The organism is Flavobacterium sp. N2270 (assembly GCF_025947225.1).
Classification (GTDB): domain Bacteria; phylum Bacteroidota; class Bacteroidia; order Flavobacteriales; family Flavobacteriaceae; genus Flavobacterium.
The window spans coordinates 1,321,146-1,339,341 of record NZ_CP110005.1 but is presented as its reverse complement, the minus strand read 5'-3'; the positions used below and the strand labels follow the sequence as shown (position 1 = coordinate 1,339,341).

Annotated in this window: 15 protein-coding genes; 4 read left to right on the top strand and 11 right to left on the bottom strand. The window is 31.0% G+C overall.

What is annotated here, in order from left to right; translation table 11 throughout:
• Nucleotides 1-3: 3 nt before the first annotated feature.
• From OLM55_RS06100 to OLM55_RS06055, 10 genes are all read right to left on the bottom strand, one after another.
• Entirely contained in the window at nt 4-165 is a 162-nt protein-coding gene (locus OLM55_RS06100) for a hypothetical protein (RefSeq protein ID WP_264560523.1), read from the bottom strand.
• A 19-nt stretch (nt 166-184) separates the two neighbouring features.
• Complete coding sequence (locus tag OLM55_RS06095) at nt 185-1,855, bottom strand: sodium-dependent transporter (protein ID WP_264560522.1); 1,671 nt, start codon at nt 1,853-1,855, stop codon at nt 185-187.
• Nucleotides 1,856-1,939: 84 nt separating this feature from the next.
• A complete protein-coding gene (locus OLM55_RS06090) occupies nt 1,940-2,158 on the bottom strand; it encodes a PspC domain-containing protein (protein WP_264560521.1) in 219 nt (72 codons plus the stop codon).
• Nucleotides 2,159-2,167: 9 nt separating this feature from the next.
• A complete protein-coding gene (locus OLM55_RS06085) occupies nt 2,168-3,433 on the bottom strand; it encodes a DUF2851 family protein (protein WP_264560520.1) in 1,266 nt (421 codons plus the stop codon).
• Nucleotides 3,434-3,522: 89 nt separating this feature from the next.
• Nucleotides 3,523-4,884: a pyridoxal-phosphate dependent enzyme gene (locus OLM55_RS06080; protein ID WP_264560519.1), complete on the bottom strand. Its 1,362-nt coding sequence runs from the start codon at nt 4,882-4,884 to the stop codon at nt 3,523-3,525.
• Between the two features lie 186 nt (nt 4,885-5,070).
• Nucleotides 5,071-7,017, bottom strand: coding sequence for a putative porin (locus OLM55_RS06075; RefSeq protein ID WP_264560518.1), 1,947 nt, complete (start codon nt 7,015-7,017; stop codon nt 5,071-5,073).
• A gap of 79 nt (nt 7,018-7,096) precedes the next feature.
• Nucleotides 7,097-8,110, bottom strand: a complete 1,014-nt coding sequence (locus OLM55_RS06070) for a hypothetical protein (protein WP_264560517.1) — start codon at nt 8,108-8,110, stop codon at nt 7,097-7,099.
• 61 nt (nt 8,111-8,171) lie between these two features.
• On the bottom strand, nt 8,172-9,005 hold the full coding sequence (locus tag OLM55_RS06065; protein WP_264560516.1) for a hypothetical protein: 834 nt from the start codon (nt 9,003-9,005) through the stop codon (nt 8,172-8,174).
• 19 nt (nt 9,006-9,024) lie between these two features.
• Nucleotides 9,025-10,440 (bottom strand): SusD/RagB family nutrient-binding outer membrane lipoprotein, encoded by a 1,416-nt coding sequence (locus tag OLM55_RS06060; RefSeq protein ID WP_264560515.1) that lies wholly within the window; start codon nt 10,438-10,440, stop codon nt 9,025-9,027.
• A gap of 10 nt (nt 10,441-10,450) precedes the next feature.
• Nucleotides 10,451-13,597: a SusC/RagA family TonB-linked outer membrane protein gene (locus OLM55_RS06055; RefSeq protein WP_264560514.1), complete on the bottom strand. Its 3,147-nt coding sequence runs from the start codon at nt 13,595-13,597 to the stop codon at nt 10,451-10,453.
• A 199-nt stretch (nt 13,598-13,796) separates the two neighbouring features.
• On the opposite strand from OLM55_RS06055, the gene OLM55_RS06050 reads away from it, so the two are divergent.
• Nucleotides 13,797-14,396, top strand: a complete 600-nt coding sequence (locus OLM55_RS06050; RefSeq protein WP_264560513.1) for a ribonuclease HII — start codon at nt 13,797-13,799, stop codon at nt 14,394-14,396.
• A 125-nt stretch (nt 14,397-14,521) separates the two neighbouring features.
• Here OLM55_RS06050 and lipB read toward each other — a convergent pair whose 3' ends face one another.
• Nucleotides 14,522-15,229, bottom strand: coding sequence for a lipoyl(octanoyl) transferase LipB (gene lipB / locus OLM55_RS06045; protein ID WP_264560512.1), 708 nt, complete (start codon nt 15,227-15,229; stop codon nt 14,522-14,524).
• A gap of 245 nt (nt 15,230-15,474) precedes the next feature.
• Between lipB and lysS the strand changes: the two genes are divergently transcribed.
• The 3 genes from lysS (at nt 15,475) to OLM55_RS06030 (ending at nt 18,171) form a co-directional block, all read left to right on the top strand.
• A complete protein-coding gene (gene lysS, locus OLM55_RS06040) occupies nt 15,475-17,172 on the top strand; it encodes a lysine--tRNA ligase (protein WP_264560511.1) in 1,698 nt (565 codons plus the stop codon).
• A gap of 173 nt (nt 17,173-17,345) precedes the next feature.
• On the top strand, nt 17,346-17,771 hold the full coding sequence (locus OLM55_RS06035; protein WP_264560510.1) for a Spy/CpxP family protein refolding chaperone: 426 nt from the start codon (nt 17,346-17,348) through the stop codon (nt 17,769-17,771).
• A 73-nt stretch (nt 17,772-17,844) separates the two neighbouring features.
• The gene (locus OLM55_RS06030; RefSeq protein WP_264560509.1) at nt 17,845-18,171 is read left to right on the top strand and encodes a hypothetical protein; all 327 of its coding nucleotides are present in this window, start codon (nt 17,845-17,847) and stop codon (nt 18,169-18,171) included.
• The last annotated feature ends 25 nt before the right edge of the window (nt 18,172-18,196 follow it).

Below are 18,196 nucleotides of genomic sequence, written 5' to 3'. Positions count from 1 at the left end.
GAATTATTTTTTTTCAGGCTGTCTAACTAATTCATCATCATTTTCTGAAAACGAATCAGGTTCTTGTTTTGGCGGTATCGTTAAAACCTTATAGAAAAAATATGATGCAAAAGAAATTACAATTCCTTGCGTCAATATCATTGTTACTAGTGCTTCTGTATTCATAATGAATTATTTTTAAATATTATAATGTAGCTCTTCCTTCTTTACGTCTCTTTTGAAAAGCCATGTAAACTAACAAACTGATAAACATAAACAAACCAACTAATAAAAGCCTAGCAAAATTTAAATAGAAAATTTTATCTTGCAACTGTTCAATAATAACAGGATCAGTAGCAATAGTTATTTGTTCTTTAATTCCAGAGTGCATTATTGTTTTAATTATAGAACCGTTATCTAAAGCCCATCCATTTCCTGAGAATAAACTAGAAACATTTCCTGACCAATCATTATCTAAAGGCTTAAATAATGAACCTAAGAAAATAATTATTAACATAACCGGAGTTACATATTTGATTATAAATTTATAAATATTTGGAACTTTAATATCAGCACCACTTGTTATTTCTCTCCAACCTTTATCCATTCCAAAAATCCAAGAGAACAAAATTGTTTCTAACATTGCAAAAACAACCAAACTAACCGTACCAGCCCAATAATCATACTCATCAAAAACTCCTTCTTGGTAAAATATAACAGTTGGCAAACCTAAAACTAAAATCATTGCTCCAAAAGACCAAGCTCCTTTATTTTTAGACCAACCAAATTCATCTCTCATAAACCCCATCCATGGCGTACCCATTGCTAATGAAGAAGTAATTCCAGCAAAGAACAAAAGCCCAAACCAACAAACTCCAGCTACTACAGCTAATGTAGAACCCCATTGTTGAAACAGATAAGGCATTGTTTGAAAAGCCATACCAAAACCAGCGTTTTGAATAACCCAATCCAGCCCTAAATATCCAGCAGCAATAGGAATTACAATTAAACTACCTAAAACCACTTCTACAAATTCGTTCATAAAACCAGCAGAAACAGCATTTAAAGCAATATCATCTTTAGATTCAATATAAGCTGCATAACAATGAATAGTTCCCATACCAACTGACAATGTGAAAAAGATTTGACCTGCTGCGGCCATCCAAACCTTTAAATCAAGAATTGATTCATACTGCGGTGTCCAAAGAAAATTTAAACCATCCCACGCGTTTGCATCTGGAAAAATTTCAGAAGCTCCAGATGTTCCTAGAGTTAATCCTCGAACTGCTAATATAACTCCAAAAAGAATTAATAAAGGCATCCCAACTTTTGCAACTTTTTCAATCCCTCCAATACCTTTAGATAGAATAAAAGTATTTAAGACTAAACAAATTACATAAAAAACAACAGCCTCATAAGGAATTCCTGTTGTTGAATGAGCTACATCTACATATGAATTAAAAAAACCAGCAACATTTGCTTGACTCATTCCATCAAAAGTTCCTATTAGGGTATGATATACATAAGACATAGTCCATGATTCAATATAACAGTAATATGCAGCTACTGCAATATTTGTAAAAATACCAAAAACACCAATGTATTTAAGTATTCTTCCTTTAACCATTGAATCTAAAATATAAGGAGTACTATGATTTCCAGATCTACCTCCAAATCTACCTGAAGACCACTCTATAAATAATAATGGTATACCCATTACTAAAAAACATACTAAATAAGGAATAATAAATGCTCCTCCTCCATTTTGAACTGCTTGCACTGGAAATCTTAAAAAATTTCCAAGACCAACAGCATTTCCTGCCATTGCTAATATAAGACCAACACGTGATCCCCAAGAATCTGCTTTTGTAGACATATAATTTTTTTGGTTGATAATTTCTCAAAGGTAACAAAACTATCCAAAAAACAAAAAATTTATTAAATCGCTTAAAAAAATTAATTATAAATCAAAAACTGAACTTCTTTTTGTGTAAATCATATCTTTTAGCTTTAATAAAAAAGCAATTGTTAAATAAAAACCAAATCCTAAACCGACAGTAACAAAGGAAATGTAAACAAAAAAAAGTCTTACATTAGATGCTCGCATTCCTAACCTTTCAGCAAGTCTTGATGCTACAAAAAAGCCATGTTTTTCAAAAAAATGAAGAATTTTATGCATTTTAATTGTTTATTTAAGCAAAGATAATCCAATATCACAATTTAAGCATTTTTTAGGATTACAATATTCATTTTTTAAATGAATTAATGTTTGAGAATCAAATGCAGAATTGGATTTTAATTTATGATAATTAAATTTATCAATGATAGTATTTTTCTCGGAAGGAATTTCAATTAATAGATCAATTAAATCATCAATAATAATCTCACCTCTTTGTTTCACAAACAAAAACCTAATAGGCAACACCGCATTGATAACAAGTAAGTTAACAAATGACTTTGACAACTTTTTATTTTTGAACTTACTTTCTTTATCAAAAACATAATGTGTTTTCCAATATTCTGAAACTTCTGAATTAAACAACTTGTAAAAATCATTTAGATTATTCAGATCAATTACTTTAGAAAATAAATTAGTATTTAAATGGTACAAAACAGCTAATTGAGACAATCTAATTGTAGGAAAATTATCAGGTCTTAATTTAAAAAAATGAAGATTTACAAAACCGTCATTAGTAAGTTTATATTTTATTTGTAAATACTTCCATCGTTCTTTTAAATTTTGATAATAAACATCTTCATTTTCATCATTCAACAAATTAGCGAAACCAAACAATAGCGCTTCTAAACTTAATAAATTAGTCTGTTCCTTTCTAATTATTGCAAAAGGAATGCTTTTTGCAATTTTAAAAAAAGATTCTCCATTTACATTTAATCCAAAATATTTTGCCAAAAAAACAAAAAAAGTTGCTTCCCAATCATTCTCGTTTTCATTTAAAAAAGTCTGAATTGATTCTGTTTTTATTTCTAAACGCTCTAAAAACAAACGTTCTTTCCATTTTTTTAGCGTAAATGAATCGACATTATGAATGTCGTTTTCACAGTTAATCCAAGTTTTACTTTTAAATAAATAGTTGTGTTTTTCTAATTCGACATTAGACACATATTTTTTAAGCTCTAAAACAGGAATATTAGTGTTGTTTTTACGAAAAACGTCGACATCGTGTTCCCAAACGACATGCAAAATGACATTATCATAATTAATATCTACTTCATGATGATGCACATACCAATCTGAAGATTTAAGATGGATTTCTACATTTCCGGCCCATTTTTGGTTGGCAATGATAAGTTGTGCATTAAAAAAATCTGGTCCTTGTTCTTTTAAATAAGCACCTGAATTAAGTATTACAACTTCTTCACCACAAACGGTTTGTAAATTTGAAATGTCAAATTTCTTATTTTTCCACAAATAATGTAAAAAATCTTCCTTCATAAAATATTGAAACAATTATCAAATATAAATATTATTCCAAAAAAAATACCACGCATAAACGTGGTATTGATTAAATTATTTAAAACTAATTATTTGATAGCTCCTATGATGTCGTATTTTGTAATAATATGGTGTTTATTATCTCCTAAATCGATCAAAACCGCTTGATTTTCTTTATTTATTAATTTAGAAACTTCTTCAATACTAGTTCCTTTTTTAATAATTGGATAAGGTTTTCCCATAACCTCTTTTATAGGTTTATCACCAATATTATTATCGTTTAAATAACTTTCAAACAAATCAGATTCGTCAATAGAACCTACAAAACCATTAACATCAATTACCGGAATTTGAGAAATTTTATATTTTCTCATTCTTTCGATTGCATGAGAAACCAATTCCTCTGTACGAACAATTACTAAAGGTTTTTCAATATGCCCTTTAATTAAATCTTCTGCTTTTATAATTTCATCTTCCAAGAAACCTCTTTCGCGCATCCAATCATCGTTAAACATTTTACCTACATATCTACTTCCACTGTCATGAAATAAAACCACAACAACATCATTAGGTTTAAAATGCTCTTTTAATTGCAAAAGACCTTTTACCGCAGAACCAGCTGAATTTCCAACAAAAATTCCTTCTTCTAAAGCGATTTTACGCGTATAAACGGCTGCATCTTTATCGGTTACTTTTGTAAAGCCATCAATAAGAGAAAAATCTACATTTTTAGGTAAAATATCTTCCCCAATTCCTTCTGTGATGTAAGAGTAAATTTCATTTTCATCGAAAATACCTGTTTCGTGGTATTTTTTAAAAACAGAACCATATGTATCAATTCCCCAAATTTTAATATTTGGATTTTTTTCTTTTAAGTATTTACCAACTCCAGAAATAGTTCCACCAGTTCCTACACCAACAACAAAATGTGTAATTTTACCTTCGGTTTGTTCCCAAATTTCTGGTCCGGTTTGTTCATAATGTGCAATTGCATTTGAAGGATTATCGTATTGATTTACATACCAAGAATTCTCAGTTTCTTCAGCTAAACGCTTTGATACAGAATAATAAGAACGAGGATCTGTTGGCTCAACATCAGTAGGACAAACAACAACTTTAGCACCAACAGCTCTAAGGATATCCATTTTTTCTTTAGATTGTTTATCTGAAATTACAAAAATACATTTGTAACCTTTTACAATTGCTGCTAAAGCTAAGCCCATTCCTGTATTTCCAGAAGTTCCTTCAATAATTGTTCCTCCTGGTTTTAAAAGACCATTGGCTTCAGCATCTTCAATCATTTTAACCGCCATTCTATCCTTTACAGAATTTCCTGGGTTAAAAGTTTCTACTTTTGCTAATACCAAAGCATCCACTTCTTGTGTTATTTTATTTAATTGTACTAATGGTGTGTTACCAATAGTTTCTAATATATTTTTTGCGTATTTCATTCAATTTTTAAATTAATTCATCAGTAAAACTGATTATTGGTTTGCAAAGGTATTTTATAAATTAATGGTTTCCAAATCGTCCAATAAATTACTAACTAACCCTGATAGAGCGATTAGCTTGCGAAGCATGAGCAACTAAAAGCGAAAGCAGGAATATGGTTTTGTAAAAAGCTCAAAAAATCGTTTCTATTGAAAGAAATTCCATACTATTCCAAAACGAACTAAAAAATCACGGTAAGGATAATTAGGCGAAGAATAAAAGTTATAACCTGTCCATGCGGAATTAAAATGTTCTGCTTTTAAAAATAAACGAGCTTGTTTAACTTTTGCATTGATGAAGAAATCTATCATTGGAAAATTTCCAATTTTAGTTTCATTTTGTACATAAAACTCACCTAATAATGGATTATAATCGTTTGCGTAATATTTTGAAAAATACTGAAATGTAAACCCTGTTTGAATTTGCATTGCATTTTTAAACACATAATCTGTGTAGTATAATGTGTTTCTAGTTACTATTTGAGGTACATTTATAATGTCATTAGATTGATCTACATTTTGATATAAAACCGTATTATCTAATGCAAAACGACCTAATTTAAATTCTTTACTTGCTTTAACAGATGTATAATTAATTGTATTAGCATACTGAAAAGGTTTAACTGTAAGCTGAGTAATATCGTTAGTAACATTATCAAAATATAAATAATCGTTTAAAACAGCATATTGAACCTCTAAATTAATCCATTTACTTTTAAAAATTGCATCAAATTGATTGCGCTTTTCATTTTTGAAGCTATTAGACCAATTGTAATCAATGTAATCACTTTGGTAAAGTGTATAGTTCAAACTTGGTAAAGAGTTCTTCTTTGTGTATTTAAATTCGATTGAAGCAATGCTATCTAGTTTGTATTTTCCAAACAATTCAATATTTGAGATATTTTGATTTGAAATTGAATTTTTTATACTGGTACCAAAATTTATTCCTTTATAATTAAAAGCATAATCAACACCTAAGCTGTGAATTTTATCATTGATAGCATTTGGCACTTCAATATTTCCAAAATTATCATAAACAACACTATTGTAATAATAATTATAGGTATTAGTGTCAATATAAGCAGAAATTTTACCTAACTTTTTAGAATCTAAATCAACACCTATTTTATTATATAGTTGATTGAAACGAGTTTTATTACTAATTGAAGAAGAATAAGCGTCGCCAAATCTTGAACTTACAGTAGGTTGAGTATATTCAAAAAATTTATATTCCTGATTAAACTGATGAAAAACGTTTAATGAAAATGCATCATTAGATTTAATTTTATAGTTGTGATCTATAAAAAAACGATTTCCTTTTAAAAAAGAAGTAGCATCTTTAAAATAAACGTCTAAACGATCTCTTTGATTATAAGGAGATTCACTAGATTCAAAAAGAGAAACATCAATAATTCCTCCATTTTCTTGATTTGAAATATCTTGGCCTGTGAAATGCGCATTTAAAAAGTATTTTTTGTTTGGACTAGAATAACTACTTGTAAATCTAAAATTACCAGAACTGACTAAGTTATTAATATATTTTCCATTTGAACGCAAACCTCTATAAGCGATAGAAAAATTAAGATTTGGTTTTGTATTAATGGTTAAAAAAGCGTCTACTGACTGACCTTGTTCCATAACAGTTTTAAAATACAAATCAGTTAATGGTGTGGGTACATTATAATATTTAATATCGGAAACCTCTAAATAATTAAAATGCTTTCCTTTAAATCCAAAATTTGGTGTAATAGAATTTTCATTTAAAGAAAAATGAAGGGTATTGTATTGCTGGCCTTCATTTGAAAATGGCATTAATCCAAAGATATCTTTACGAAGTAAATTATATTTATATTCTTTTTGAATTGACAAAGTGGTATCTATATAAGTAGTATCCTTTTTAATAGTATATATTTTATACAAATTAAAAGGAGCTTTAGCACTTAAACCAGTAATTATTTCTTGACCTTTAAATAACCTTACAGTATCATTAACAGTGTTCTCTTGAAGTGCATTTGCCTCCAAAGCATTTTTTTTCTCTTGAGAAAATAAACTTAAAGAAATAAAAGTAAAAAAAAGTAAAAAAAAATTTCTCATTACAAACCAAATATTGGCAAATGTAATGAGAAATTTAGGAATAAAAAAAGCCTCAGCAAGCTGAGGCTTAAATTATGTATTAAAATCTACTTGGTCTAGAAGTTCTAGATTTAGAAGGATTTACATAACTACGTGAAGCCATTCTTCCTGAAGCTTGGTAATTTCCATTCTTTGAGAATGTATAAATACCATTTTCAACAGTTAAGGTAGCAACATAAATGTTAATTGTATCATAATTTGGAGTGTTTCCAAAATCTGAATCAATAACATCAGCAGCATCTTGTACAAATGAACCAGCGAATGGTGAATTAGCACGAGAATAAGAAACTGTCATAGGAATATCGAATGCAGGAGTAATTCCAGCAGAAGCTAAAGTAGCATCATCATAAACATTGAACACAATAGTATATTCACCATCTACAAGACCATCAGCAGCAACTTCAGAAATACTTAACGTCATAGTTTCAGGGCAATCCCCAGTAGCTGCAGTCCAAACTTGACTTTCAGCTTGGTCACCATTACTGTCTAAAAGAAGTACATCAACGTCATATCCGATATCACATAAAGTGAATGGGTAACCTGGGATAGTTCTATCCCATGCAAAAGTAACATCTAAATCACCATAATCAGTAATCTCAAAAGTAACAGTAGTATCTGCTAAATCAATATTAGCATCATACATACTTCCAATTTTTAAAGTAAAAGTCTCCATAGATTCTACTTCAGAGTCACCTAAGATAGTAATAGTCCCTTCTCCTGAAAGTGACCATGCAGGAATAACTACTTCATGATCATATTCAAAATCTTCATCTTCAGTTGCTGTTCCTGAAACAAAAGAAACACGAACATGCACATCTACAGGTTGAACTTCCTGCAATGTAACTGCATATGTCAACGTCTTATCAAAACCACCTTCATTAACGTAGTTAATTGAATTCATGGTCACATGTTGAGAAACCGGAACTACAACAGCAGCTCCATCATTAACTTCAATTACTGAATCACCAGTAGCATCATCTGTACTACAAGAAGTTACAGATAAACTAGCAACTAACAATGATAAGAACAAATAATTTAATTTTATTTTTTTCATATTTAATGATATTTAAAATAAACTCAGCAAATAAAACACAAATGCTGAGTTTAAATATTATTTAGTTAGGGTAAATAGTCCAAGATCTATCAACGTACCAAGAAACTCCAGCAACGTTAACACCTGTAAAAGTAATACTTCCATCAGTATTAACAACACCATGAGGCATTGGTGAAGATGTACCTGAAATAGCATTTCCACTTTGATATTGCCAGTCAGTAATTGTTAAATCACCACAAACATCACTAAATTCCCACCAGTATGCATTTGTAAAAGTAGGAAAATAGTCTACATAATACAAACCACCACCTAAAGCTGAAACAACAATTGGCTGAGGTCCAGTAGTATAATTAATAACGTAGTTACCAGCTAAGAACGAACCACAAGAAACAGTTACCTTAGTAGTTTTAGCATTTGTATGAGCTGTAGTACCATCAGTTAAATTTGCAACATAAGTAAGTATCCAATAATCACCAATAGTTAAAGTAGAATCATCACTAGATAAAGCAGTACCATTTAAAGTTAAACCTGCTATTAAGTCAGCATAAGTAAATCCAACTTGGTAAGATTCATGTTGATCAACAACAGGAAAAGAAAACGAAGTTAAAACGGCACTTTCAGAGCTTGAAACCACTCCAGTTGCAGCATCAGTATGGTAAAACTTTTTATAAACATCAACAGATTCTACCATATCTCTTCCTTGAAAAACAGAAAGATCAGCAGTATATACATCAGAAGCAGGAGCTCCTTGTATATAAGCAATTGCATTTGTCTCAACATTTAAAAGACCACCGGTAGTATTACTACCCGTTAATGTATCGTTATCATCATCTGTACAAGAAACAAATCCAAGTACAAAAAGGAAAGCGAAAGATAAATTTAATACTTTTTTCATAATTTTTATTTTTTTAAAATTAATTCATCCACCAAACTTTAGACTCCATACTATCACCATTATCTAATGAAGCTGCAGCAGCAGCATAATTAGCTTGATTGTAGTTTTGAGAATCAGTAGAGTAATAGAATCTTTTTGGAATTACTGGAATTGCAGCATCAACTACAGGAGATAAAGCTGGATAACCTGTTCTTCTCCATTCTGTCCAAGCTTCAATACCTTGACCATAAAGAGCTAACCAACGTTGAGTTCCAATTTGAGTTCTACCAGCAGCTTGAGTTGTAAAATCAACAGTAGCTAAATAACCAGCTGAAGGAGTACCTAAACCATTAAAAGCAAAACTAGCAGTAATACCATTTATATAATGAATTTTAGCTTGAGTAACTGCTCCAGGAATAATTAATTCATTAGCCGCTTCAGCAAGCAAAAACTCAACTTGTGCATAAGACAATAAGACTCCTGGCAATGTAGGTTGTAAATAGAATGTTCCAGGAGAAGAAAATGCATTGTAAGAACCAGGGTTTTCAACACCAGGAGTATTTCCAACATAAGCACTAGCATTATTTGGCTGCGCATAAACAGGAAGTCTTGGATCTGAAATTGAATTTAAAGTATTTACTAAAACAGAACTCACTTTATATTCAGCTCGTGGAGCAAAAACAATAGTTTCATAAATTGGATTTGCATCTGGTTGAGCTGCAGTATAAGCTAATTCAGCTGAATCTGCATTAGATGAGAATAATAAACCTGAAGAGACTAATGCTTGAACATCAGAATCAACAGTTCTTCTCGCAGAAATTCTCATTAAAGCTTTTAATTTTAATGAAGCTGCAAATTTTCTCCATTTTGAAGCATCACCACCATAAATCAAATCTGCAGATGGAGTAATAGTACCTGTACCAGAAGCAAGTAATGTTTCTGCTTGATCTAATAATCCCAAAATACCATCATATACAGTCTCTTGATCATCAAAAGCAGGTTTTACATTTCCAGGCACATTTGCTTCAGTAAATGGAACTGGACCATAAACATCAGTTAAAATTTGAAAAGCATTAGCTTTCATAATCAAAGCTGCAGCTTGTAAGTTCGTGTTACCATCTTCTCCAGCTAAAGCAAAAGCAGCATCAGCTTCAGAGATAACAGAAGTGTACATAACAGTCCACAAAGAGTTCATTAAAGCTCTTCTAGGAATATATTTCTCTTCATCATTGTACTGAACTTTAGACATATGTTGTGCCCAACATAATCCCATATCTCCACCAATCTGCATATTATAAATTGTATTCTGAGTTGCAGTAATAGTTGAAGATAACAAAAGATTTGGATCTGTTACTTGTGAACTATTTGGAGAGATATTAATCTCTTCAAAATCTTTATCACAACTAACAGCAGTAACTGCGATAGAAGCAATAAATAAATAAAATAGTTTTTTCATAGTTTTTTAATTAAAATTTAACATTAATATTAAATCCGTATGTTCTTGCAGATGGTAATTGACCAAACTCTTGACCTTGCTCACCATTTGAGTTACTGAATCCAGTCTCTGGATCAATATGTGGAGCTTTCTTATAAAGAATAGCTAAGTTTCTACCTACAACTGACACTTTGAAGTCTTGTATAAAAGTACCTTGTAACCATTTTTTAGGTAAAGAGTACCCAAGAACAACTTGTCTTAATTTTACGTAAGAAGCATCAAAGATTCCGCTTTCTGTAAAGTTAGAATAATTATATGCATATTGGTTGAAAGATTTAGCAGAAACTACAGTAGTATTAGGAACATAACCTCCACTACCATCAGAAACAACACCGTCACCAACAACACCAGTTTCACGACCAATAAGAGTTTCGTCTAATGTACCAGCATATCTACCCCACATATATGACATAGAGAAAATTTCTCCACCCATTTTAGCATCAACTAAAGTGCTTAAATCAAATCCTTTATATTTGAAAGTAAAATTAGCTCCTCCTGTCCAGTCTGGAGTAATATTACCTAAAACAACTAATTCAGAGTTATTTACTTTAGGTAAACCATTTTCATAAATAATTTGTCCTTCTGAAGTTCTAGAATATGGAAAACCAACGATAGCTCCATAGGCTTCACCTGGTCTTGCTTGTAATTCCATTCCCCATTGACCACCTAAAGTATAAGCATCAGCTCCTCCTAAATCAGTAACCTCATTTGTATTCTTAGCGAAGTTTAAATCAACATCGAAAGAGAAATTATCATTTTTAACAATTGTACCTCCTAATTGAAGTTCAATACCTTTGTTAACCATTTCTCCTGCATTTTCCCAAGATGATGTAAACCCTGAAGCCGCCTCAACTTGTAATGGTAAAATCAAATCAGTACTTGTTTGATTATAGTAAGTAGCAGAAAAACGTAATCTATTACTAAATCCAGTAATATCTAATCCAAATTCAGTACCAGTTACAGATTCTGGTTTAATATTTGGATTCCATTGCGTATTTGGAACAGCAGATTGAGTTCCGAAGTTATTATTCCCTAAAGAATAAGTTCTATTTAAACTATAAGCGTTCAAAGCACCTGTACTACCTACTTTAGACCAACCAGCTCTTAATTTAACGTAATTTAATTTTGAATCATTAAATCCTAACATATCAGATAAAACTACCGATGCAGAAACTGCAGGGTAAAAGAATGAATTGTTTTGAGATGGTAAAATAGAAGCCCAGTCATTTCTAGCTGAGAAATCTAAGAAAGCATAACTTTTATAAGACAATTGACCAAAACCGAAAACAGAGTTTATTCTTTGCTCAGTATAATTACTAGAAATATTTGGAGTTGTTCCAGACTTAACGTTACCTAAAGTAAATAAACCTGGCAACTCTAAACCACCTGTTAATTCACCCACTTGAGCAGTATAAATTCTTTTTAAAGAGTTCATACCTCCGTTTAAACTAAATCCAAAATTATCAGATAAATCTTTTTTATAAGTTAAAATTGCTTCAGCATTAATTTCAGAATATCTTCTTGAAACTTCAGCATAATAACCATCAGCATTCTCATTAGTACCAACCTCATTTCTTAAAGTTTCTAATTGAGAATAATGATCAATACTAATTTTTCCATTTGCAGATAACGCATCAGTAAACTTATAGTTTAAGTATGTTGCACCAGTAACTCTGTCTTGATCAAATGTATTTCTATTAATTTCTAGAGCCCAATAAGGGTTATTTTGATAAATAGTATTCCAGTTTAAAGGAGTACCTTCAGCAGCAGTACCTTCAGCAGCTAATGGTAAGTTTCTCCAATCTCTTAAATCAGAAAAATTAACATTACGAGCTGACCAGATAAATTGTTGAACAACGTTTCCAGCAGAATAACCAACAGTAGGCAAGTTACTACTCTTATTATTAAAGTAAGTTACATTTACCCCAGCAGTTAATTTTTCACCTAATTTCATTGTTCCGTTAAGACCAACATTAAATTTCTTAAAGTCAGTAAAAGGAATCATACCTTTTTCATCAGAATTACCGATAGATAATCTGAAATTAGAGTTTTCTCCACCAGATCTTAAAGTAATACTATTAGATTGAGAAACTCCAGTATCGTAAAAGTCTTTTACGTTGTCTGGGTGTGAAACCCAAGGAGTTGGTTGACCACCATTTTTATAAGAATCCCATTGAATAAAAGAAAGACCTCTATCTAAAGCAGGACCCCAACTTTCATCAACACCATCATTATAACCACCACCAGCACCATCTACGAACTCAAAATAGTCACTAGTAGCACCTTGTCCATAAGAATTTTGGTAATTTGGCAATAATAAAGGATTTGAAAAAGTAATATTTGAGTTAAAAGAAACCTCAAATTTATCTTTATTTTTTCCAGATTTAGTAGTAATTAAAATTACACCATTACTTGCACGAAGACCATATAATGCAGCAGCAGTAGGCCCTTTTAATACCGTAATAGACTCAATATCGTCTGGGTTAATACTTGCAGCACCATTAGGTAAATCTCTACCACCACTAGAACCAGCATTTCCATAGTTACTATTATCGAAAGGAACCCCATCAATAACAAATAACGCTTGGTTGTTACCTGTAATAGAAGCATTACCTCTCAATACTACTCTTGAAGACGAACCAACTGCTCCAGAAGAATTTGTAACTTGCACACCAGCAATTTTACCTGATAACGCATTAACAATATTTGATTCTCTAGCTTCAGTCATAGACTCACCTTGAATAGATTGTGCAGCATATGTAACTGCTTTTTCAGAACGCTTAATACCTAAAGCCCCTGTTACTACAACTTCACCACCCGTTAAGATATCTTCAGCCATAATCATATTGACTACACTAGAAGCACCAACAGTAGCAGTTCCTTTTTTCATACCAGTGTATGTAAACACTAATACATCACCTTGTTTTGCTTTGATAGAGTAATTTCCATCAAAATCTGTAGTTGTTCCATTAGTTGTTCCTTGAACAACAACATTAGCCCCACCTAAAGGTCCTAATGCATCAGACACAACACCTGTTACAGTTTTCTCTTGCGCGAACGAAAACTGCATTGAAAACGCCATTATAAGCGTAAAAATCCATTTAAACTTCGATCTCATATTAAATTTATTTGAGTTAGTTATTTCGCAAACTTCTTAATTATTTCTTAAATAACCAAATAAAACTACGGAATATTCGTAATTAATTTTGTTAAATTTTTTAGCGCTAAACTTATAATTTACGAAACAATCTTACTTATTAGATGCATTATTCGCAGAAAGGTTGCGTGAAAAATTATATTTTTGACAAAAAATTGATATGTTAAGCAAATGTTATAAAGACAATATTATTGAATGTGGAACTGACGAAGCTGGAAGAGGTTGTCTCGCGGGGCCTGTAACAGCAGCAGCCGTAATACTTCCTGAAGATTTTGATTTACCCTTATTAAATGACTCAAAAAAAATCTCAGAAAAAATTAGAGACAATTTAAAACCTTTAATTATTTCACAAGCTATTTCTTTTGGAGTAACCCATATTGAACCAATAATTATAGATGAAATTAATATTTTAAATGCTTCTATTTTAGCAATGCAACATTCAATTCTTAAATTAAATCCAAAACCCGAGCATATTATTGTTGATGGAAACAGATTTAAACCTTTAAAAAACATTCCATACACTACAATAATCAAAGGAGATAGTAAATTTATAAGTATTGCAGCTGCTTCTGTTTTAGCTAAAACCTATAGAGATGCTTATATGGATAAAATTCATGAAGAATATCCAATGTATAATTGGAAACAAAACAAAGGCTACCCTACCAAGGAACACAGGGAAGCTATAAGAAAGTATGGAACAACTAAATACCACAGAATGACATTTAAATTATTGCCAGAGCAGCTTAAGTTAGAAATTTGATTTTAGTACATTAAAAACTTGAATTTTTATTTTCTTACTGGAGAAATCAAATTATAAAATCACTAAAGACTACACGGGGTATGTACGAGGTATGTATGGAGTATCTACGAGATATCTATAACTGATTAGTCAACCATTTTCGCTTCAAAAAGAACTGCAAAATGATTCAGTATTTTTTCTTTAACTTCTTGTTCGTTTACTTTTTCTACACCAAGCTCTACGTTTAACGAAGTAACCGCTTTTCCTTTTATACCACATGGAATAATATTATCAAAGTAACCTAAATCGGCATTTACATTTAATGCAAAGCCATGCATAGTTACCCAACGTGAAGCTCTAACTCCCATTGCACATATTTTTCTTGGAAATGGAGTTCCTACACCTAACCATACTCCGGTTTCACCATCACTTCTTGTAGCGGGAATTCCGTATTCTGCTAAAGTTAAAATGATAGCTTCTTCTAAAAATCGTAAATATTTATGAATATCGGTAAAGAAATTTTCTAAATCAAGAATTGGATAACCCACAATTTGTCCTGGTCCGTGATAGGTAATATCTCCTCCTCTATTGATTTTATAAAAAGTTGCTCCTTTATCTGCTAATTGTTTTTCTGAAAGTAATAAATTAGAAAAATCACCACTTTTACCCAATGTATAAACATGCGGATGCTCTACATACAAAAAATAATTTGGCGTTTGAAGTTGTAGTTCTTCTCTTCTGTTTCTGATTTTTAAATCGACAATTTCTTTAAAAAGCTCTTCTTGGTAATCCCAAGTTTCCTTATAGTCTTTATTACCTAAATCTTGAAGCTTTATTTTTTTATTTTGAAGCACGGAATTGTATTGAAAATTAATTTTACAAATATACAAATGATTTATCTAATAGCCCTGACAGAAATGGCATCCTTTTTTGTCCTTCGGCAAAAGCTCAGGATGACAAAAAAGATAGAATGAATGGCAGGAATTACAAATCCAAAAAAGCCTAAAATTTACGCTTCCTAAAAAAGTATTCAGTGTTCAGTTGAAAGTTGGCAGTTTTTTAATTTATACCTATCTTTGCACACTTAAAAATCAAAATTATGCAACTTTCGGAACAAGAAATTATCAGAAGAGAAAAGTTAAACAGTTTGCGTCAATTAGGTATTAATCCTTATCCTGCAGACTTATTTCCCGTTAATCATACCTCAAAACAGGTTAAAGATAATTTTGAAGAAGGCAAACAGGTTATTTTGGCTGGAAGAATTATGAGCGACAGAGACATGGGAAAAGCTTCTTTTGTTGAGTTACAAGATAGTGAAGGAAGAATTCAATTGTACTTTAACAGAGATGTAATTTGTCCTGGCGAAGATAAAACAATGTATAATCAGGTTTTTAGAAAATTAACCGATTTAGGTGATTTTATAGGAATTGAAGGAGAGTTATTTTTAACGAAAGTTGGAGAGAAATCGGTACGAGTAGACAAATTTACATTTTTAAGTAAAACTTTGCGACCGTTACCATTACCAAAGAGAGACGAAGAAGGAAATACACATGATGCATTTGTTGATCCTGAATTAAGATACAGAATGCGTTATGTAGATTTAGTTGTAAACCCTCAAGTTAAAGAGGTTTTTGTAAAAAGAACTAAATTATTTACGGCTATGAGAACTTTCTTTAACCAAGCTGGTTACATGGAAGTAGAAACTCCAGTCTTACAAGCAATTCCTGGTGGTGCAGCTGCTCGTCCTTTTATTACACATCATAACAGTTTAGACATTCCATTATATATGCGAATTGCCAACGAATTATACTTAAAGAGATTAATCGTAGGTGGTTTTGACGGTGTTTATGAATTTTCTAAGAACTTCCGTAACGAAGGAATGGACAGAACACATAATCCGGAATTTACAGCAATGGAAATTTATGTAGCCTACAAAGACTACAATTGGATGATGGAAATGACCGAAAACTTATTAGAACATTGCGCTAATGAAGTGAATGGAACTACTGACGCTACTTTTGGAGCACATAAAGTAAGTTTCAAAGCTCCATACGCAAGAGTTACAATGACCGATGCTATTAAAAACTTTACAGGTTTTGACATTACAGGAAAAACAGAAGCTGAATTATTTGAAGCTGCAAAAGGAATGGGAATTGCTGTTGATGAAACCATGGGTAAAGGAAAATTAATTGATGAGATTTTTGGTGAAAAATGTGAAGGAAACTTTATTCAACCCACTTTTATTACTGATTATCCAAAGGAAATGTCGCCTTTATGTAAAGCACATAGAGATAATCCTGAATTAACAGAGCGTTTTGAATTGATGGTTTGTGGCAAAGAAATTGCCAATGCCTATTCAGAATTAAACGACCCAATAGACCAAAGAGAGCGTTTTGAAGCTCAAATGGCATTATCTGCAAAAGGAGATGACGAAGCAAATGGCATTATTGATGAAGATTTTTTAAGAGCTTTAGAATATGGTATGCCTCCAACTTCAGGGTTAGGAATAGGAATGGACCGATTAATAATGTTCTTAACAAACAATCCTTCTATTCAAGAAGTATTATTCTTCCCTCAAATGCGTCCTGAGAAAAAAGGTCCAGAATTAACAGAAGACGAAAAACATATTATTGAAATTTTAAAAGCAAATGAAGGAATTTCGATTGGTGATTTAAAAATAAAAGCCGAATTAAGCGGAAAAAAATGGGATGCTGCAAGTAAAGGAATTAGCAAACATGGCTTAATGAAGATAAAAGTAGATGGCGAAAATAAAATTGCCGAGTATTTAGGAAAATAGCTTCCGATAAAAGACAATAGACCGCTTCACTGAAAGATAAAAGACTTGAAGTAAGTCAAAAAAAAGAGCATTCATTAACTTGAATGCTCTTTTTTTCATAAAGTTTTCTTAATAATTAAACCTTTATAAATTTTGACTGTCTTAATCATATAACAATTAAAAAATATAAACTTATGAAAAAATTATTTTTAGCAGCTTTATTATCAGTTTCGATGATTGCTGTATCGCAAAAGAGAGAACAAAAAGGAGACGATCAATTAACTATTGAGCAAAGAACTGAATTAAAAGTTAAAAAAATGACTTTAGAATTAGATCTAAATGCTAAACAACAAAAAGAACTAACCGCTTTATATCTTGAAGAAGGAAAGAAAATGGAAGGAAAGAGAGCTGAAATGAAATCTAAGAAGGAAAAAGAAGAAAAACCTTCAAAAGAAGAACGATTTGAAATGAAAAACAAAAGATTGGACAATCAAATTGAAATGAAGGCTAAGTTGAAAAAAATTCTTACTCCTGAGCAAATGGAAAAATTTGAAAAAATGAAAGAAGACAAGCCAAATAGAATGCAAAAAAGAGAAAGAAAATCGGAACCTAAAAAGTAATTAATATCTTTATTTGGTTGCAAAACAATTTTAGTTTATTTTTGTTTTGACTTATAACTATAAAAAAATCAAAATGAAAAAAATTATTTCTTTATTTATTTTATTATTTGCTTTTAGCTTTTCAGTTAATGCACAAGAAACAAGCAGAGAAGATGTGAAAACTTTAGCTAAAAAAGATCTTACACTTTTGTCTGATAATATAAAAATTGACGACCAAAAAACAAAAGAGCTTTATAATGTATTTATACAAAAGCATTCTTCACTTACAGAAAAAAATGATGAAGAATCAAGAATTATGTTATCAAGAAAGATATCTTCTAAACTAGAGTCTATTTTAGGAAAAGAAGAATTTGCTAAGATTTCAAATAATAAAGAGTTATTAAAAAAATTAACTTATTAATAAAAAATCCCAATCAATTGATTGG

What these genes read in the sequence shown, in the direction of transcription:
- OLM55_RS06100 (WP_264560523.1), bottom strand. Translation starts at nt 165, where the DNA reads ATGAATACAGAAGCACTAGTAACAATGATATTGACGCAAGGAATTGTA.
- OLM55_RS06095 (WP_264560522.1), bottom strand. Translation starts at nt 1,855, where the DNA reads ATGTCTACAAAAGCAGATTCTTGGGGATCACGTGTTGGTCTTATATTA.
- OLM55_RS06090 (WP_264560521.1), bottom strand. Translation starts at nt 2,158, where the DNA reads ATGCATAAAATTCTTCATTTTTTTGAAAAACATGGCTTTTTTGTAGCA.
- OLM55_RS06085 (WP_264560520.1), bottom strand. Translation starts at nt 3,433, where the DNA reads ATGAAGGAAGATTTTTTACATTATTTGTGGAAAAATAAGAAATTTGAC.
- OLM55_RS06080 (WP_264560519.1), bottom strand. Translation starts at nt 4,884, where the DNA reads ATGAAATACGCAAAAAATATATTAGAAACTATTGGTAACACACCATTA.
- OLM55_RS06075 (WP_264560518.1), bottom strand. Translation starts at nt 7,017, where the DNA reads ATGAGAAATTTTTTTTTACTTTTTTTTACTTTTATTTCTTTAAGTTTA.
- OLM55_RS06070 (WP_264560517.1), bottom strand. Translation starts at nt 8,110, where the DNA reads ATGAAAAAAATAAAATTAAATTATTTGTTCTTATCATTGTTAGTTGCT.
- OLM55_RS06065 (WP_264560516.1), bottom strand. Translation starts at nt 9,005, where the DNA reads ATGAAAAAAGTATTAAATTTATCTTTCGCTTTCCTTTTTGTACTTGGA.
- OLM55_RS06060 (WP_264560515.1), bottom strand. Translation starts at nt 10,440, where the DNA reads ATGAAAAAACTATTTTATTTATTTATTGCTTCTATCGCAGTTACTGCT.
- OLM55_RS06055 (WP_264560514.1), bottom strand. Translation starts at nt 13,597, where the DNA reads ATGAGATCGAAGTTTAAATGGATTTTTACGCTTATAATGGCGTTTTCA.
- OLM55_RS06050 (WP_264560513.1), top strand. Translation starts at nt 13,797, where the DNA reads ATGTTAAGCAAATGTTATAAAGACAATATTATTGAATGTGGAACTGAC.
- lysS (WP_264560511.1), top strand. Translation starts at nt 15,475, where the DNA reads ATGCAACTTTCGGAACAAGAAATTATCAGAAGAGAAAAGTTAAACAGT.
- OLM55_RS06035 (WP_264560510.1), top strand. Translation starts at nt 17,346, where the DNA reads ATGAAAAAATTATTTTTAGCAGCTTTATTATCAGTTTCGATGATTGCT.
- OLM55_RS06030 (WP_264560509.1), top strand. Translation starts at nt 17,845, where the DNA reads ATGAAAAAAATTATTTCTTTATTTATTTTATTATTTGCTTTTAGCTTT.